This window comes from Parazoarcus communis (assembly GCF_003111645.1).
GTDB classification, from domain to species: Bacteria; Pseudomonadota; Gammaproteobacteria; order Burkholderiales; family Rhodocyclaceae; genus Parazoarcus; species Parazoarcus communis_A.
The window spans coordinates 2,370,674-2,386,137 of sequence record NZ_CP022187.1 but is presented as its reverse complement, the minus strand read 5'-3'; the positions used below and the strand labels follow the sequence as shown (position 1 = coordinate 2,386,137).

At 62.7% G+C, this 15,464-nt stretch carries 20 protein-coding genes; 16 read left to right on the top strand and 4 right to left on the bottom strand.

Annotated features, from left to right (window positions below; all coding sequences use genetic code 11):
- Complete coding sequence (locus CEW83_RS10855) at positions 1-258, top strand: BolA family protein (RefSeq protein ID WP_108949356.1); 258 nt, start codon at positions 1-3, stop codon at positions 256-258.
- Positions 259-267: 9 nt separating this feature from the next.
- Positions 268-1,518, top strand: a complete 1,251-nt coding sequence (murA, locus tag CEW83_RS10850; RefSeq protein WP_108949355.1) for a UDP-N-acetylglucosamine 1-carboxyvinyltransferase — start codon at positions 268-270, stop codon at positions 1,516-1,518.
- Positions 1,519-1,565: 47 nt separating this feature from the next.
- On the opposite strand, the gene rnk is transcribed toward murA, so the two are convergent.
- Positions 1,566-1,964: a nucleoside diphosphate kinase regulator gene (gene rnk, locus CEW83_RS10845; RefSeq protein ID WP_108951347.1), complete on the bottom strand. Its 399-nt coding sequence runs from the start codon at positions 1,962-1,964 to the stop codon at positions 1,566-1,568.
- 147 nt (positions 1,965-2,111) lie between these two features.
- On the opposite strand from rnk, the gene hisG reads away from it, so the two are divergent.
- Complete coding sequence (gene hisG, locus CEW83_RS10840) at positions 2,112-2,756, top strand: ATP phosphoribosyltransferase (protein WP_108949354.1); 645 nt, start codon at positions 2,112-2,114, stop codon at positions 2,754-2,756.
- Between the two features lie 8 nt (positions 2,757-2,764).
- On the top strand, positions 2,765-4,072 hold the full coding sequence (gene hisD, locus CEW83_RS10835) for a histidinol dehydrogenase (RefSeq protein ID WP_108949353.1): 1,308 nt from the start codon (positions 2,765-2,767) through the stop codon (positions 4,070-4,072).
- A gap of 72 nt (positions 4,073-4,144) precedes the next feature.
- Here the strand turns inward: hisD and hisC are convergent, their stop codons facing one another.
- On the bottom strand, positions 4,145-5,218 hold the full coding sequence (gene hisC, locus CEW83_RS10830) for a histidinol-phosphate transaminase (protein ID WP_108949352.1): 1,074 nt from the start codon (positions 5,216-5,218) through the stop codon (positions 4,145-4,147).
- 96 nt (positions 5,219-5,314) lie between these two features.
- Here hisC and hisB point away from each other — a divergent pair, with 96 nt between their 5' ends.
- The 10 genes from hisB (at position 5,315) to tatC (ending at position 10,783) form a co-directional block, all read left to right on the top strand.
- On the top strand, positions 5,315-5,902 hold the full coding sequence (gene hisB / locus CEW83_RS10825) for an imidazoleglycerol-phosphate dehydratase HisB (RefSeq protein ID WP_108951346.1): 588 nt from the start codon (positions 5,315-5,317) through the stop codon (positions 5,900-5,902).
- Positions 5,903-5,949: 47 nt separating this feature from the next.
- Complete coding sequence (gene hisH, locus CEW83_RS10820; protein ID WP_108949351.1) at positions 5,950-6,588, top strand: imidazole glycerol phosphate synthase subunit HisH; 639 nt, start codon at positions 5,950-5,952, stop codon at positions 6,586-6,588.
- A gap of 42 nt (positions 6,589-6,630) precedes the next feature.
- A complete protein-coding gene (gene hisA, locus CEW83_RS10815; protein WP_108949350.1) occupies positions 6,631-7,380 on the top strand; it encodes a 1-(5-phosphoribosyl)-5-[(5-phosphoribosylamino)methylideneamino]imidazole-4-carboxamide isomerase in 750 nt (249 codons plus the stop codon).
- Positions 7,381-8,139: an imidazole glycerol phosphate synthase subunit HisF gene (hisF, locus tag CEW83_RS10810; RefSeq protein ID WP_108949349.1), complete on the top strand. Its 759-nt coding sequence runs from the start codon at positions 7,381-7,383 to the stop codon at positions 8,137-8,139.
- Positions 8,136-8,531 carry a phosphoribosyl-AMP cyclohydrolase gene (hisI, locus tag CEW83_RS10805; protein ID WP_108949348.1) on the top strand — a complete coding sequence of 132 codons (396 nt, stop codon included), beginning with the start codon at positions 8,136-8,138 and terminating at the stop codon, positions 8,529-8,531. The genes hisF and hisI overlap by 4 nt, the downstream gene beginning before the upstream one ends.
- Positions 8,528-8,851, top strand: coding sequence for a phosphoribosyl-ATP diphosphatase (locus tag CEW83_RS10800; RefSeq protein WP_108949347.1), 324 nt, complete (start codon positions 8,528-8,530; stop codon positions 8,849-8,851). The genes hisI and CEW83_RS10800 overlap by 4 nt, the downstream gene beginning before the upstream one ends.
- Before the next feature lie 10 nt (positions 8,852-8,861).
- Positions 8,862-9,209, top strand: coding sequence for a histidine triad nucleotide-binding protein (locus CEW83_RS10795; RefSeq protein WP_108949346.1), 348 nt, complete (start codon positions 8,862-8,864; stop codon positions 9,207-9,209).
- Between the two features lie 10 nt (positions 9,210-9,219).
- Entirely contained in the window at positions 9,220-9,453 is a 234-nt protein-coding gene (gene tatA, locus CEW83_RS10790; protein WP_108949345.1) for a Sec-independent protein translocase subunit TatA, read from the top strand.
- Positions 9,454-9,518: 65 nt separating this feature from the next.
- Complete coding sequence (gene tatB / locus CEW83_RS10785) at positions 9,519-9,983, top strand: Sec-independent protein translocase protein TatB (RefSeq protein ID WP_108949344.1); 465 nt, start codon at positions 9,519-9,521, stop codon at positions 9,981-9,983.
- Entirely contained in the window at positions 9,980-10,783 is an 804-nt protein-coding gene (tatC, locus tag CEW83_RS10780; protein ID WP_108949343.1) for a twin-arginine translocase subunit TatC, read from the top strand. The genes tatB and tatC overlap by 4 nt, the downstream gene beginning before the upstream one ends.
- 14 nt (positions 10,784-10,797) lie before the next feature.
- On the opposite strand, the gene CEW83_RS10775 is transcribed toward tatC, so the two are convergent.
- The gene (locus tag CEW83_RS10775) at positions 10,798-11,955 is read right to left on the bottom strand and encodes a Do family serine endopeptidase (protein ID WP_108949342.1); all 1,158 of its coding nucleotides are present in this window, start codon (positions 11,953-11,955) and stop codon (positions 10,798-10,800) included.
- Positions 11,956-12,029: 74 nt separating this feature from the next.
- Here CEW83_RS10775 and CEW83_RS10770 point away from each other — a divergent pair, with 74 nt between their 5' ends.
- On the top strand, positions 12,030-12,779 hold the full coding sequence (locus CEW83_RS10770) for a Nif3-like dinuclear metal center hexameric protein (RefSeq protein WP_108951345.1): 750 nt from the start codon (positions 12,030-12,032) through the stop codon (positions 12,777-12,779).
- A gap of 6 nt (positions 12,780-12,785) precedes the next feature.
- Here the strand turns inward: CEW83_RS10770 and CEW83_RS10765 are convergent, their stop codons facing one another.
- Complete coding sequence (locus tag CEW83_RS10765) at positions 12,786-14,690, bottom strand: FimV family protein (protein ID WP_108949341.1); 1,905 nt, start codon at positions 14,688-14,690, stop codon at positions 12,786-12,788.
- A gap of 200 nt (positions 14,691-14,890) precedes the next feature.
- Here CEW83_RS10765 and CEW83_RS10760 point away from each other — a divergent pair, with 200 nt between their 5' ends.
- Positions 14,891-15,445 carry a DUF2889 domain-containing protein gene (locus CEW83_RS10760; protein ID WP_108949340.1) on the top strand — a complete coding sequence of 185 codons (555 nt, stop codon included), beginning with the start codon at positions 14,891-14,893 and terminating at the stop codon, positions 15,443-15,445.
- The last annotated feature ends 19 nt before the right edge of the window (positions 15,446-15,464 follow it).

Genomic DNA, 15,464 nt, shown 5'->3' with positions numbered 1-15,464 from the left:
ATGTTCGAGGCAAGTGAAGTCAAGCGGTTGATCGAGCAGGGTCTTCCCTGCGAATTCGTCCTCATCGACGGTGATGATGGTGTGCATTTCAGCGGGATCGTGGTCAGCGCGAGTTTCGAGGGCCAGCTCAAGGTACGTCAGCACCAGGCCGTTTATGCCACGCTGGGCAAGCTGATGGGCAACGAGATCCATGCCCTGCAGCTGCAAACCTATACCCCGGCCAAATGGGCCGAAGCGCGCGTCGAGTTGGGACTGTAAGCGAAGATCATGGACAAGCTGTTGATTGAAGGCGGTTTCCGCCTCACTGGTGAAGTAGCCATCTCCGGTGCCAAGAATGCGGCGCTGCCGATCCTGTGTGCGGCATTGCTGACGGCGGAGCCCGTCACCTTTACCAACGTTCCGCAACTCAAGGACATCGGCACCTTGCTCGACCTGCTCGGGCAGATGGGGGTGAAGGTCAGCATCGATGGCGGCACCGCGACGCTGGAGGCTGCCGGCCTGAACAACCCGGTCGCGCCCTATGAGATGGTGAAGACCATGCGCGCCTCCATCCTTGTGCTGGGGCCGCTGGTGGCGCGCTGCGGCGAGGCGCGCGTCAGCCTGCCCGGCGGCTGTGCCATCGGCGCACGCCCGGTGGATCAGCATATCAAGGGGCTGCAGGCGATGGGCGCCGAGGTGACGGTTGAGCATGGTTACGTGCATGCCCGAGTGCCGCGCCTGAAGGGCGCACGACTGTTCACCGACATGGTGACGGTGACCGGCACCGAGAACCTGATGATGGCGGCCTGTCTGGCAGACGGCGAGACCGTGATCGAGAACGCGGCACGCGAACCCGAGATCGTCGATCTCGCCAACTGCCTGGTGGCGATGGGGGCCCGCATCTCCGGCGCGGGGACTGACGTCATCCGCATCCAGGGGGTCGAGCGCCTGCACGGCGCGACGCACCGTATCATGCCCGACCGCATCGAGACCGGCACCTATCTGTGCGCGGCTGCAGTAACCGGCGGTGATGTCCGGCTGACGGGAACGTCTGCGGCCTACCTCGATGCCGTCGTGGACAAGCTGATGGATGCTGGTTGCGAGGTCGAGACCGAGCGCGATGCGATTCGCCTCAAGGCACCTCAGCGCCTGCAGGCGGTCAACCTGCGGACCTCGCCCTATCCCGCATTTCCCACCGACATGCAGGCGCAGTTCATGGCGCTCAATTGCGTGGCGGACGGTGTCGCAATGATCCGCGAAACCATTTTCGAGAACCGCTTCATGCATGCGGTCGAACTGCAGCGCCTCGGTGCAGACATCCGCATCGACGGCAATACGGCGGTGGTCAAGGGGGTCGAGCGTCTGCAGGGCGCTGCGGTCATGGCGACCGATCTGCGTGCGTCGGCCAGTCTGGTGATTGCCGGGCTGATAGCGGATGGCGAGACCACGATCGAGCGCATCTACCATCTGGACCGTGGCTACGAACGACTTGAGGAAAAGCTGGCGGCGCTCGGCGCGCGCGTGCTTCGTCTGAACTGAAGACGCCTGCACCGGCGCGGCCCGTCAGGGCGCGCCGGATGTTTCGCTTACGGCTGAACCGTTGCGGGCGCCTGTTTTACGGCCAGTACCTTCAGCCGGATCGGCTTCCCGTCGGGTGTTGTCCAGTCGATGGACTGGCCGGTCGCGAGGCCGATCAGCGCGCTGCCCGCAGGCGAAAAGATGGACACGTGGCTGGTTTCGGCACTGGCGTCGCGCGGGTAGGTGAGCGTGAGTTCATATTCACGGCCGGTGTTTTCTTCCAGGAAGCGTGCGCGGCTGTTCATCATGATGACGTCGTCCGGCATGTCTTCCGTCTCGCGCACGTCGGCGCGATCGAGTTCTGCCCGCAGCGGATCGAGATCGCTTCTGCTGCGTGCGGCGGGGGCGGACAGCAGGCCTTCGAGCCTGTCCATGTCCTGCGTTGAGAGGATGATCTCGGGTTTCATGATGATCGTTTCCTGATGACAAAAAGGAAAATGGTCGAGCAGACAAAGAAAATGGCCGAGCCGCTGTCGCGGTTCAGCCATTCCGTGTGAGGCTAACAGAAGCCTTGACGGGTTACAATACGGGCCCGATTCAGCAAGGTCAGAACCGTGTCCAGCATCACCCTCGCCCTGTCCAAGGGCCGTATCTTCGAGGAAACCCTGCCGCTGCTGGCAGCAGCCGGCATCGTCCCGACCGACAATCCCGAAAGCTCGCGCAAGCTCATCATCGGCACAAATCGTCCGGATGTGCGTCTGGTCATCGTGCGTGCGACCGATACGCCGACCTATGTCCAGTACGGTGCGGCCGATCTTGGCATCGCGGGCAAGGACGTGCTGATCGAGCATGGCGGAGCAGGGCTCTATCAGCCGCTCGATCTCAACATCGCGCGCTGCCGCCTGTGTGTGGCGGTGCAGAAAGGCTTCGACTATGAGGCGGCAATCCGTCCTGGCGGTCGTATCCGCGTCGCCACCAAGTACATCAATGCCGCCAAGGCGCATTTCGCCGGCAAGGGAATGCATGTCGACCTGATCAAGCTCTACGGCTCGATGGAACTGGCGCCGCTGGTCGGTCTGGCCGATGCCATCGTCGACCTGGTCTCCACCGGCGGCACGCTGCGCGCCAACAATCTCGAGGAAGTCGAAGACATCATGCCGATCAGTTCGCGCCTGATCGTCAACCAGGCTTCGCTCAAGCTCAAGCGCGAACTGATCCAGCCGATGCTCGACGCCTTCGCAGGCGCGGTCAAACCCTGAGGCCTACCATGAGCCAGACACCCATTCGCCGTCTCGACGCGCGCGAGCCGGAATTCCTGTCGGTACTCGATGCGCTGCTCGCGTTCGAGGCATCCGCGGACGATCGCATCGATGCCGCCGTCACCGAAATTCTGCGCGCGGTGCGCGCGACCGGTGATGCGGCAGTCATCGAGTACACGAAACGATTCGATCGCCTCGATGTGGCCTCGATGGCGGCGCTTGAACTGCCGAAGTCTGCGCTGCATGCGGCGCTCGATGGTCTGGCGGTCGAGCAGCGCGAGGCGCTGCGTGTGGCCGCCGACCGCGTGCGTGTCTACCACGAGCGCCAGAAGGCCGATTCCTGGGAGTACACCGAGGCCGATGGAACCCGCCTCGGGCAGAAGGTGACGCCCCTCGATCGCGTCGGCCTGTATGTGCCAGGCGGACGGGCCTCGTATCCCAGTTCGGTGCTGATGAATGCGATTCCGGCCAAGGTGGCCGGTGTTGGCGAACTGATCATGGTCGTGCCGACGCCGGGCGGCGAGCAGAATCCGCTGGTGCTGGCAGCCGCAGCGATTACCGGCGTGGACCGGGTGTTTACGATTGGCGGTGCGCAGGCGGTTGCTGCGCTGGCGTATGGCACGCAGACCATTCCCCAGGTGGACAAGATTGTCGGGCCGGGCAATGCCTTTGTTGCCGAGGCCAAGCGGCGGGTGTTCGGTACGGTGGGAATCGACATGGTGGCCGGGCCATCAGAGGTGCTGATCATCTCTGATGGCAGTGGCCACGCCGACTGGGTGGCGATGGATCTCTTCGCCCAGGCAGAGCACGACGAGCTCGCCCAGTCCATCCTGTTGTGCACCGACGCAGGCTTCATCGACGCGGTGCACGATGCGATCGACCGCCTGCTGCCGACGATGCCGCGACAGGAGACCATCGCAAAATCGCTGGCCAATCGTGGTGCGCTGATTCACGTCGAGAGTCTCGAGCAGGCGTGTGCCATCGCCAACCGCATCGCACCGGAACACCTTGAACTGTCGATGGACAACGCCGAGCAGTGGGTTGATCACATCCGCCATGCGGGTGCGATCTTCGTTGGTCACTGGGCAGTCGAGGCGCTTGGCGATTACTGTGCCGGTCCCAACCATGTGTTGCCGACCATGCGCAGCGCGCGCTTTTCGTCACCGCTGGGGGTGTATGACTTCCAGAAGCGGACCAGCATCGTGCACATCTCTGAGGCGGGTGCCCAGCATCTGGGCAAGGTTGCGTCGATTCTCGCGCATGGTGAGGGCCTGCAGGCTCACGCGCGCTCGGCGGAGATGCGGCTGAAGGTTTGATTTCCGGCTTTCGCCAGACGCTGCCCCGATGCCCCGGCGCGCTTGAGAAGCGCGCCGGGGCATCGTGTTATGTCAGGCGCCGAGAATCTCTCCCAGCGCGCTGACAAGCATTTCGCACTGTGCATCGGTGCCGATCGTGATACGCAGGAACTGGTCGATGCGCGGGGCCTTGAAATGGCGCACGATGATGGCGCGCTGGCGCAAGGCCGCGGCTAGTTCGGCGCCGTCGCGCTGCGGATGGCGGGCGAAAATGAAGTTGGCGGCTGACGGAAGCACCTCGAAGCCGAGCGCCTGCATCCTGACGACCAGCGCCTCGCGCGTGGCAATTACCTTGCGGCAGCTCTCAAGGAAGTAGGCGTCGTCTTCAACCGAGGCCTCGGCCCCGGCAAGCGCGAGGCGGTCGAGCGGGTAGGAGTTGAAGCTGTTCTTGACCCGCTCCAGTCCGGCAATCAGGTCCGCATGTCCGATCGCGAAGCCGACCCGCAGGCCTGCCAGCGAGCGGCTCTTGGAGAAGGTCTGGCACACCAGCAGGTTGGGGTAGCGGTCTACCAGCGCAATTGCACTTTCACCACCGAAATCCACATAAGCCTCGTCGATCAGCACGACAGCGTTCGGGTTTCCTGCAACGACGCGCTCGATTGCCTCGAGCGGCAGCGCGCTGCCGGTCGGCGCGTTGGGGTTCGGGAAAATGATCGCACCTGCCCGGCGCTCACCGTCGGGAAGATAGTCTGTCGGATCGATCTGCAGGCTTTCAGTCAGCGGAACGACCCGCGACTCGACACCGTACAGCCCGCAATAGACCGGGTAGAAGCTGTAGGAAATGTCGGGCATCCACAGCGGCAGTTCATGCTTGAGCAGACCCTGGAACGCATGTGCAAGCACTTCGTCCGAGCCGTTGCCGACGAAGACCTGCTCGGGGCGAACGCCGTAGCGTGCCGCGAGTGCGGCTTTCAGCCGGTCGGCATTGGGGTCCGGGTAGAGCCGGAGGGTGTCTGACGTCGCCTCGCGAATCGCCTCCAGCACCCTCGGTGAGGGACCATATGGATGCTCGTTCGTATTGAGCTTGACCAGGTTTTCAATCTTGGGCTGCTCGCCCGGTACATAGGGGGTCAGGCCGTGCGTCACGGCGCTCCAGAAACGGCTCATGCGTGGGTTTTCCGCGGGGCAGGAGGGGTCGGGTGGAATTCGTCGAGCGATGGTATCATGGCTCTCCATGCCTCCACCTGCAGTAGCTTAATGTCCATGCGGCAAGCCGACGTCACTCGCGATACCCTCGAAACCAAGATTTCCGTGCGCATCGATCTCGATGGTACGGGCAAGGGCGCACTCGAAACCGGGGTTCCCTTTCTCGATCACATGCTCGACCAAATTGTCCGCCACGGGCTGATCGATCTGGACGTGCGTTGTCAGGGCGATACCCACATCGACGACCACCACACGGTGGAAGACGTCGGCATCACGATCGGCCAGGCCTTTGCCAAGGCGCTTGGCGACAAGAAAGGCGTGCGTCGCTACGGACATGCCTACGTGCCGCTTGACGAAGCAATGTCACGGGTCGTCGTTGATTTCTCGGGTCGCCCCGGCCTGCACTATTTCGTGACCTACACCCGGGCGCGGATCGGCAATTTCGACGTCGATCTGGTTCGCGAGTTCTTTCAGGGGTTCGTCAATCATGCAGGTCTGACGCTGCATATCGACAATCTGCGTGGTGAGAATGCACATCACCAGTGCGAAACCATTTTCAAGGCTTTCGCCCGCGCTTTGCGGATGGCTGCCGAGCGCGATGAACGCGCTGCAGGTACCATCCCCTCAACCAAGGGCGCGCTCTGATTTTCTGACGCATTCCTTTTTCATCCCTTTACGCGAGCATTGAAACGATGACCACCGTGGCCATCATTGATTACGGCATGGGCAATCTGCGCTCCGTTGCCAAGGCTGTTGAGCATGTGGCGCCGGGCCACCGCATTCACGTGACCTGCGATCCTGCAGTCGTGGCTGCTGCCGACCGCGTCGTTTTCCCCGGCCAGGGGGCGATGCCGGACTGCATGCGCGAGCTTGATCTGCGCGGCCTGCGTCCGGCGGTGCTCGCAGCCGCTGCGACCAAGCCCTTTCTCGGGATCTGCATTGGGCAGCAGATGCTGTTCGAACACAGCGAAGAGGGTGACGTGCCCGGGCTCGGTGTGTTCGAGGGCGAGGTCGTGCGTTTTCGCGATGCGGACATGCTCGGAGCGGATGGCGCCCGGCTGAAGGTGCCGCACATGGGCTGGAACGAAGTCTGGCAAGGCGGGGAGCATGCCCTGTGGGAGGGCATTCCCGACGGCGAGCGCTTCTATTTCGTCCATAGTTACTACGTGTCACCGTCGGATCCCGCCGTGTCCGCTGCGGAAACCCTGTACGGACGGCGCTTTACCAGTGCGGTGGCTCGGGCTAATATCTTTGCGGTTCAGTTTCATCCCGAGAAAAGCGCGCAGGCCGGTTTGCGCCTGCTGTCGAATTTCATTCGCTGGGCGCCCTGACCTGCGACCCGTCACCCATCAATTCACTGTCTCTATTCCGGTATGCTGCTCATTCCCGCCATCGATCTCAAGGACGGTCATTGTGTTCGCCTTAAACAGGGCGAAATGGACGATGCCACCGTCTTCTCTGAAGACCCTGCTGCCATGGCGCGGCACTGGATCGAACAGGGCGCACGTCGTCTGCACCTTGTCGACCTGAACGGTGCCTTTGCCGGCAAGCCCAAGAACGGCGGCGCCATCCGCGCCATCACCAATGAGGTGGGGGACGACATTCCGGTGCAACTCGGGGGCGGAATCCGTGACCTCGATACCATCGAGCAGTATCTCGACAATGGCATCAGCTACGTCATCATCGGTACCGCTGCGGTCAAGAATCCCGGCTTTCTGCACGACGCCTGCAGTGCCTTCCCTGGTCACATCATCGTCGGTCTCGACGCCAAGGACGGCAAGGTGGCGGTTGATGGCTGGTCCAAGCTGACCGGACACGACGTGATCGACCTGGCAAAGAAATTCGAAGATTACGGTGTCGAGTCGGTGATCTACACCGACATCGGACGTGACGGCATGCTGTCGGGCGTGAATATCGAGGCGACCGTGCGCCTGGCGCAGGCGCTGCGGATTCCCGTGATTGCCAGCGGTGGCGTGGCTGCGCTGTCGGACATCGATGCGCTGTGTGCCGTCGAGGAGGAAGGCGTGATGGGCGCAATCACAGGTCGTGCCATCTACGAAGGCACGCTCGACTTTGCCGCCGGGCAGGCCCGCGCGGACGAACTCAACGGCCAGGCCGACTGAATGCTCGCAAAACGCATCATTCCCTGTCTCGACGTCAGTGCCGGCCGCGTGGTCAAGGGCGTCAATTTCGTCGAACTGCGTGACGCGGGGGATCCGGTCGAGATCGCCAAGCGTTACGACGAGCAGGGTGCGGACGAGATCACGTTTCTCGACATCACGGCGAGCTCGGATGCCCGCGATATCATCCTGCACGTGGTCGAGCAGGTGGCGGATCAGGTCTTCATCCCGCTGACGGTTGGTGGCGGCGTGCGTACGGTCGAGGATGTGCGGCGCCTGCTCAATGCGGGGGCCGACAAGGTCAGTATCAATACCGCTGCGGTGAACAATCCTCAGGTGGTACATGACGCCAGCAGCAAGGTCGGCAGTCAGTGCATCGTCGTTGCCATCGATGCCAAGCAGACTGCGCCGGGAAAGTGGCAGGTGTTCACGCATGGAGGCCGCAACAATACCGGGCTCGATGCAATCGAGTGGGCGCAACGCGTCGAGGCGCTTGGTGCCGGCGAGATTCTGCTGACCAGCATGGACCGCGACGGCACCAAGGCGGGCTTCGACCTCGGCCTTACCCGGGCGGTGTCGGACGCGGTGCGCATTCCGGTGATTGCGAGCGGTGGTGTCGGTACGCTCGAGCATCTGTCAGAGGGCGTGTCCACCGGCCGCGCCGACGCGGTGCTCGCTGCCAGCATCTTTCACTTTGGCCAGCACACGGTGCGCGAAGCGAAGGAACTGATGCGTTCACATGGGATCGAGGTAAGGCTGTGAGCAATAACAACCGCTGGCTCAACGACGTGAAGTGGGATGAGAACGGACTGGTGCCGGTCATCGCACAAGAGGCGTCCAGTGGCGATGTGCTCATGTTTGCGTGGATGAACCGTGACGCGCTGCAGCGTACTGCCGAAACCGGAGAGGCTGTCTATTGGTCACGTTCGCGGCGCAAACTGTGGCACAAGGGCGAGGAGTCGGGGCATGTGCAGAAGGTGCTCGACATCCGTATCGATTGTGACAACGACGTCGTGCTGCTGAAGATCGAACAGGTGGGCGGAATCGCCTGTCACACCGGTCGTCACAGCTGCTTCTTCCAGAAGTTTTTCGCCGATGGCCGCTGGGAGGCCGTCGAACCGGTTCTCAAAGACCCGAAGGATATCTACCAATGATCGACATCGAAGTGCTGCATCGCGTGGCGACCACACTGGCCGAGCGCAAGAAGGCTGACCCCGATTCGTCCTACGTGTCCAGTCTGTATGCCAAGGGTACCGACGCCATCTGCAAGAAGGTGGCCGAGGAGGCGGCGGAGACCATCATGGCCGCCAAGGACAAGGACATGCTCCACGTGGTGTGGGAAGTGACCGACCTCTGGTTCCACTCGCTCGTGCTGCTGACGCACTTCGGTCTGTCGGTGGACGATGTCCTCGCCGAGTTCCGGCGTCGCGAGGGGGTGTCTGGCATCGACGAGAAGAAGTCTCGGACTGCCTGAGCCGCGCCTCATGACTGACTGTCTGTTTTGCAGGATTGTGCGTGGGGAGATCCCGGCGCGCAAAGTTTACGAAGATGATCTGGTGGTGGCGTTTCATGACATTCAGCCTGCCGCCCCGGTTCATATCCTCTTGATTCCAAAGCTTCATATTGCATCGATGGCCGATCTTGAACTCAGTCACGAAGGCTTGATGGGGCACCTGATGGTGCTTGCCTCGCGCATCGCTCGGGAACAAGGCTGCACGGATGGGTTCAGAACCATTGTGAACACCGGGCGGGTGGGCTTGCAGGAGGTGTATCATCTTCACGTTCATATTGTGGGCGGGCCGCAGCCGCTACCGCCCATGTTGAAGCACTAAGGAGAGCGGTATGGGTTCATTCAGTATCTGGCACTGGCTGATCGTTCTGGTCATCGTCATGCTCGTTTTTGGCACCAAGAAACTGCGTAACGTCGGTCAGGATCTCGGCGGTGCGGTAAAAGGTTTCAAGGAAGGCATGAAGGAAGCGGATGCTTCGGCTGACGCGTCTGACAAGCAGAAGATCGCCACCGGTCAGACGATCGAGGGCGAGGCGCGCGAGAAGGTCGAGAAGTCCTCCTCCTGAAACGCATTTAACCCGCGACGCAGGGGCGCACGAGCGCCCCTTCTTTTCGCGTTGGGCCAGGAAAAATGTTCGATTTCGGTTTTTCGGAACTCGTTGTCATCGGCGTCGTGATGCTGATCGTGGTGGGGCCCGAGCGTTTGCCCAAAGTGGCAAGAACTGCAGGCCACCTGCTTGGCAGGCTGCAGCGCTACGTCTCCGACGTGAAGTCGGACATCCAGCGTGAAATGCAGCTCGAAGAGCTGAAGAAGCTGCAGGAGCAGGTCAAGGAGCAGGCGCACGAAATGGAAGCTTCGGTGCGTGAGCAGGTCAGCAGCCTCGAATCCGGGCTGGGCAAGACGGTGGATGAGGTGAAGGCCGCGTTGCCGGGAGAAGAGCCGGTCAGCGGTGGTGCTGCAACGACAGGTGCGCAGCAGCAGGCGGCGCCGGTTGAGCAGGCCGCCGTGGCAGATGGCTCGGCAGAGTCGACTTCGCAACTCGAGCTGGGGCTCGATCCCGCGGTTCGTCAGCCCTTACCGGTGGACAAGGCATGAACGAAATGCAGGAAACTTTCATTGCGCATCTGGTCGAGTTGCGCGACCGGTTGTTGCGGGCAATGGTTGCACTGGTCATCGTGTTCATTTGCCTGATGCCTTGGGCGGGCGAGATCTACGACGTACTGGCCAAGCCGATGATGGATACGCTGCCCGAAGGTACGCACATGATTGCGACCGGGGTGGTGACGCCGTTCTTCGTGCCGGTCAAGGTCACGATGATGGTGGCTTTCGTGCTGGCGCTGCCCGTGGTGCTTTATCAGGCCTGGGCTTTCGTGGCGCCAGGGCTGTATGCACATGAGCGCAAGCTCGCGATCCCGCTGGTTGCCGGCAGCACGCTGCTGTTTCTGATCGGGATGGCGTTCTGCTACTTCTTCGTATTTGGAACGGTGTTCCGCTTCATTGCCGAGTTTGCGCCAAAGAGCATCGTGCCGGCGCCAGACATCGAACAGTATCTTTCCTTCGTCATGTCGATGTTCATTGCCTTCGGCTTGACCTTCGAGGTGCCGGTCGCGGTGATCCTGCTGGTCAAGGCGGGTGTGGTGACAGTTGCCAAACTGCGGGAAATTCGCCCTTACGTGGTTGTCGGGGCGTTCGTCATTGCGGCAATAATTACGCCGCCCGACGTGATTTCGCAGTTCATGCTTGCCGTCCCGATGTGCCTGCTCTATGAGTTGGGCATCATGCTCGCGAACATGATCTCCAAGCCCGCGGCCGAACCCGATTACGTTGCGCCAACGGCGGTCGAAATGGATCGTGAGCTCGACCGTATCGAGGATGCAGAGCGCGAGGGCAAGTAAGACGCGGTGACCGTCTAGCGTGCAGCCTGCGGGATGGGGCGGCGCGCGACGGCGACAGTCAGATCTACATCCTTGCCCGAGCGGCGCACCCGAAACGAAGCGGTCTTGCCCGGCGGCAGGGCCGCGACGAGTTCGAGCATGGCTTTCGGATCCTGAATGGTCTTCCCTTCGACGGCGACGAGAACGTCTCCCGGACGCACACCGCCCTGTTCTGCGGGGCTGCCTCTGAGCACGCCGGCGATCAGCGCGCCTTCCGTGCCCTGCAGTCCGAACGAACTCGCAAGCTCGGGGGTGATCTCCCGGATCTCCACGCCCACCCAGCCGCGGGTAACCTCGCCGGTGGCAACGATCTGTTCAAGGACGTTGCGCGCGATCGAGATGGGAATTGCGAAGCCGATGCCCAGCGATCCGCCCGACCGGGAGTAGATGGCAGTGTTGATGCCCACCAGGTTGCCCGTGCTGTCGACCAGCGCACCACCCGAGTTGCCCGGATTGATTGCAGCATCGGTCTGGATGTAGTTTTCGAAGGTGTTGATGCCAAGGTGGCTGCGGCCAAGTGCCGAGATGATGCCCATGGTGACGGTCTGGCCGACACCGAAAGGATTGCCGATGGCAAGCACGACATCGCCAACGTGAAGCATGTCGCCGCGGGCGAGGGTGATTGCGGGCAGGGGGGCGTCGGTCGTGATGCGAAGAACGGCGAGGTCGGTTTCGGGGTCTCTGCCGATCACGCTTGCCGAGTACTGGCGCCCGTCATTGAGGGCCACTTCGATCTCGTCTGCGGCGTCGATGACGTGGTTGTTCGTCAGGATGAAACCGTCCTGGCTGACGATGACGCCGGAGCCCAGTCCGGAGCTTTGCTGCCTTCCTTCGTCGGGACGGTCGCCGAAGAAGTGGCGGAACACCGGGTCGTTCAGCAAGGGGTGGCGCGATGCGCGCGCAGCCTTGGTCGTGTAGATGTGAACGACGGCAGGCATCGAGCGCTGCGCGGCCTCGGCATATGAGCCCGCAGCAGCACGCGCACCGGGTTCGCTCGCCGGTGCTTCGAGAATGGCCACCACTGCATCCGGGGCTGTGTTTCGCAGCCACTCCGGCTTGAGGGTGTTGAGGACGAACAGAACCGCGACGCTTGCAGTCACGGCCTGCGCAAAGATCAGCCACAGGCGGCGCATAATGTTGCTCGATTTCGAGGCGATTTCCGGCCGGAAGGGTCGCCCTGTTGAACGTGAAAATGAGTGGAGACGGCATGCAGCTCAGCGCTTTGCAAAACCATCTGGATGAATTGCTCGAGGTCGCGCGGCTGCGCGATTATTGCCCAAACGGGCTGCAAGTGGAAGGACGCGAGGAGGTGAGCCGTGTGCTGTGCGGCGTCACGGCGAGCCAGGCGCTGCTCGATGCGGCGGTCGGGGGCGACTATGATGCCGTGCTGGTTCATCATGGCTACTTCTGGCGTGGCGAGGATGGGCGTATCGCCGGCATGCGCAAGCGGCGCCTGTCCACGCTGCTGAAGAACGACATCAGTCTGCTTGCCTACCACCTGCCGCTCGATGTGCATCCGCAACTGGGTAACAACGCTCAACTGGCTGCAATCATGGGCTGGGTGGGCGAGGGGCGCTTTGCGGAGCAGGACCTGGGCTGGATCGGAAGGCCGGAAACCGAGGGTATGTCAGCGTCCGATGTGGCTGCTGCGATTGCCGTCAGGCTCGGGCGCGAGCCCCTGCTGGTGGGTGACGGTGAGCGCAAGGTGAAACGGATTGCATGGTGTACCGGCGGTGCGCAGGGCTACTTCGAACAGGCTGTTCAGGCTGGCGCCGACCTCTATGTGTCGGGGGAGATCTCGGAGCAGACCACGCATGTTGCCCGCGAGTCCGGTGTGCCCTATATCGCCGCCGGCCATCATGCGACGGAGCGCTACGGTCCGATGGCGATGGCCATCTACCTGTCGGACAGCCTGGGGTTGCAGGCAACGTTTCTCGATCTGCCCAATCCGGTCTGAGTCCGTTCAGCTGTTCTCGGGTGGGCGCTCGGTCTGCGGCCCGTTGTCCTCGAGCTCGTCGTGGGTTGGCCGGTAGGGGCCGAGCTGCTGCTCGAGGATGGCACTGAGACACAGAATGTCGTCGATGACGTTCAGGGGGAAGCCCTGACGGGTGCCGTCGCGGTTGTCGCGCAGCAGTCTTCTCAGAAACGCCTGACACTCGCGCGTGCCCCAGAGTTGCTGCAGCGAATTGACCAGGTGCGGCATCTTTTCGAGCGTGTCCGGGGCGCGGCGGGCTTCGTCGAAATTGTCCCAGGTGACAGTCTTGACGTTGAAGGTCTTGTTCAGCTGGCGGGCAAGGCCGTCGAACTCGGCCCGCAGGTCGGCCGCGCGATAGACTTCAAGCAGCTTCAGCCATGGCGTGACGGCCTGTTTCGGGTTGCTGCGAATGAAGTCAGCCAGTGTTTCGGCAGCGCCGTGGACGCGGCCAAAGCTCATCATGATCTCTGCCAGCTCGATCGCAGAGTCGTGCTCTTCGACTTCCTCTTCTTCCGCAAGCGGAGCCAGTTCGGTGGAGCCGAATCCGGAAGGCTCATGGTCCCACTCCAGTGGCAGTACGCCGGCCGGTGCGGGAATCTGTGTCAGCGGGGCATCGAACTCATCTGTCGTGCTGGTGGAGGCCGGTGCTTCTGCATCTGCTGTCGGTCGTGGCGGGGTCTGCGGTGCCGGTGCGATGCGGGGTTCTGCCGCAGGCGCCTCCTCTGCCTTGCGACGTGAGCGCAGGAACAGGAGTGCCGCAATGCCGAGGCCGCCGAGTGCGAGTGCCGCGTTTCGCATCCAGTCGTCGGAAGCCGGCGCGGGTTCCTGAGGCGCCGGTTCGATGCGCGGGGGCGCCGGAGGGGGCTCCACGACAGGCGGTGGCGCAACGCCAATGCGGCCGGCCTGTTCCATCAGCCGGGTCTGGATCTGCTCGAGTTCCTTGATGCGGGCCAGCAGCTCCATCTGGGTGACGATGCTGCGGTCGATAGCCGTGGCGATTTCCTGCTCCCTGCGTTCGAGGCCGGACATCTCCCCGCTGCGATCTCCGAGGGCTGCGGTGGGGGCCGGCGCAGACCGGTTGTCTGCCTCCTCGGGCGCAACGATGAGGCGGTCGCCGCTTACCGGCCCTGGTGCAGGATCGCTGCGGGCCTCGGTCGAGACCGGGCGGTCGGCGCGGGGCGATGCGCTGGCAGCACGCTGCGGAGGCGGCGGGCTGTTGCGCGAGATGGCTGCAAGGCTCGGCACGACAAATTGCGTGCCGGGCACCAATTGCCGGCTGCGCGAGGCCAGGTCAGGAAAGAGCGCGGGGTTGGCTTTAGCCGCATCGCGCACGAAACGGCGCTGTGCGGCGCTGTTTCTGGGGTAGAGCGTTTGTGCAATTCCGGTCAGTGATTCACCCGGGGCGCTGATCCATTCGCTGCCTCCGGAGGGAGGCTGAGCCGTTGCTGCCGCCCTGCCCGATGTACGGGGCTGCGTGGCGGCTGCGCTTGCGTGCGGCGCTGCGACCGGAGTGCCGGCAAAGGGGAAGAGCAGCGTGTAGGTGCGCCGCAGCCGTGTCTCGCAGACGTTCTCGATTGTCAGCTGTGCAACGGGCTCGTCCATGGTGTCCGGCGAAGAGAGCACGATCCGGGCTGTGCGACCGCTGCCTGTGGCGCTGATCCGGGCGCGCCTGATCGAGGGCAGGCCATTGCCTGCTTCCTGCGCGGACACGATTCTGAGGCAGGCGCCGGCATCGCCCGGGCGGCCGTCGCGGAGCCCGATTTCAACCCGCAGGGGCGCACCAATTGCTGACAGCGAAACGACGTCGCCCAGTACCGCCGATTGAGCGATGGGCGATGCTGCCAGGGTAAGGCTGGCGATAAGGGTCGCGATCGGAGTCCGTCTTATTGTCATTTTCCGCTTGCCCGGCGGTTGCGTGAAATCATGTCGCTGTTTTTATCAGACAATCGAGCGGTATTCCAGCGAAGTTGTCCGATTGTGCGGAATTAATTCGCTGGTCGTGCTGTTTTGGCTGAAACGGCGGAGGGATGGGCGTCACGGAAGCCTTGGCCTTTGGGTTAAACTGCAGGATCCATACGATGCCGTACGTAATCATGCCGCTCCCAACGCCTGCCGTCGCGCGTCAGCGCGCACACACCAGACGTATCGAAGTCGAAGGCTTTCTCCGCGAAGACGGAATGCTCGAGCTCGATGCCAGTCTGACCGACATCAAGGATCTCGATTACCCGATTGCTTCCGGGGTTCGGCCTGCGGGCGTCCCCGTGCATCTGATGCGGGTCCGGGTGACCTTCGATGAGGGCTTCAATATCATCGCCGCCGCGGCGTGTTCGGATGGCGTGCCGTATCCCGGCTATTGCGACACCATTGGTCCGGTGTATGCAAGGCTGGTCGGGCTCAATCTTGTGCGGGGCTTCAGACGAACCGTGGGGGAGATGTTTTCCGACGTCAGTGGCTGTACGCATATCACCGAGTTGCTGCTGTCCCTGCCGACCGCTGCAATTCAGACCTTTGCGACCTTCCGGCGCGACAACGAAGAGACGAAAGAGAAGCCCTTCCAGCTCGATCGCTGCCACGCGCTTGAAACGTCGTCTGCGGCAGTGCAGCGCTATTATCCCAAGTGGTACCGTCGCGGAGACCCCGCTGCATAGCGGGCAGGCATACGCGCGC

Excerpts from the sequence above, each read along its gene's own strand:
- CEW83_RS10855 (WP_108949356.1), top strand. The coding sequence starts at position 1 with ATGTTCGAGGCAAGTGAAGTCAAGCGGTTGATCGAGCAGGGTCTTCCC.
- murA (WP_108949355.1), top strand. The coding sequence starts at position 268 with ATGGACAAGCTGTTGATTGAAGGCGGTTTCCGCCTCACTGGTGAAGTA.
- rnk (WP_108951347.1), bottom strand. The coding sequence starts at position 1,964 with ATGAAACCCGAGATCATCCTCTCAACGCAGGACATGGACAGGCTCGAA.
- hisD (WP_108949353.1), top strand. The coding sequence starts at position 2,765 with ATGAGCCAGACACCCATTCGCCGTCTCGACGCGCGCGAGCCGGAATTC.
- hisC (WP_108949352.1), bottom strand. The coding sequence starts at position 5,218 with ATGAGCCGTTTCTGGAGCGCCGTGACGCACGGCCTGACCCCCTATGTA.
- hisB (WP_108951346.1), top strand. The coding sequence starts at position 5,315 with ATGCGGCAAGCCGACGTCACTCGCGATACCCTCGAAACCAAGATTTCC.
- hisH (WP_108949351.1), top strand. The coding sequence starts at position 5,950 with ATGACCACCGTGGCCATCATTGATTACGGCATGGGCAATCTGCGCTCC.
- hisA (WP_108949350.1), top strand. The coding sequence starts at position 6,631 with ATGCTGCTCATTCCCGCCATCGATCTCAAGGACGGTCATTGTGTTCGC.
- hisF (WP_108949349.1), top strand. The coding sequence starts at position 7,381 with ATGCTCGCAAAACGCATCATTCCCTGTCTCGACGTCAGTGCCGGCCGC.
- CEW83_RS10800 (WP_108949347.1), top strand. The coding sequence starts at position 8,528 with ATGATCGACATCGAAGTGCTGCATCGCGTGGCGACCACACTGGCCGAG.
- CEW83_RS10795 (WP_108949346.1), top strand. The coding sequence starts at position 8,862 with ATGACTGACTGTCTGTTTTGCAGGATTGTGCGTGGGGAGATCCCGGCG.
- tatA (WP_108949345.1), top strand. The coding sequence starts at position 9,220 with ATGGGTTCATTCAGTATCTGGCACTGGCTGATCGTTCTGGTCATCGTC.
- tatB (WP_108949344.1), top strand. The coding sequence starts at position 9,519 with ATGTTCGATTTCGGTTTTTCGGAACTCGTTGTCATCGGCGTCGTGATG.
- tatC (WP_108949343.1), top strand. The coding sequence starts at position 9,980 with ATGAACGAAATGCAGGAAACTTTCATTGCGCATCTGGTCGAGTTGCGC.
- CEW83_RS10775 (WP_108949342.1), bottom strand. The coding sequence starts at position 11,955 with ATGCGCCGCCTGTGGCTGATCTTTGCGCAGGCCGTGACTGCAAGCGTC.
- CEW83_RS10770 (WP_108951345.1), top strand. The coding sequence starts at position 12,030 with ATGCAGCTCAGCGCTTTGCAAAACCATCTGGATGAATTGCTCGAGGTC.
- CEW83_RS10765 (WP_108949341.1), bottom strand. The coding sequence starts at position 14,690 with ATGACAATAAGACGGACTCCGATCGCGACCCTTATCGCCAGCCTTACC.
- CEW83_RS10760 (WP_108949340.1), top strand. The coding sequence starts at position 14,891 with ATGCCGCTCCCAACGCCTGCCGTCGCGCGTCAGCGCGCACACACCAGA.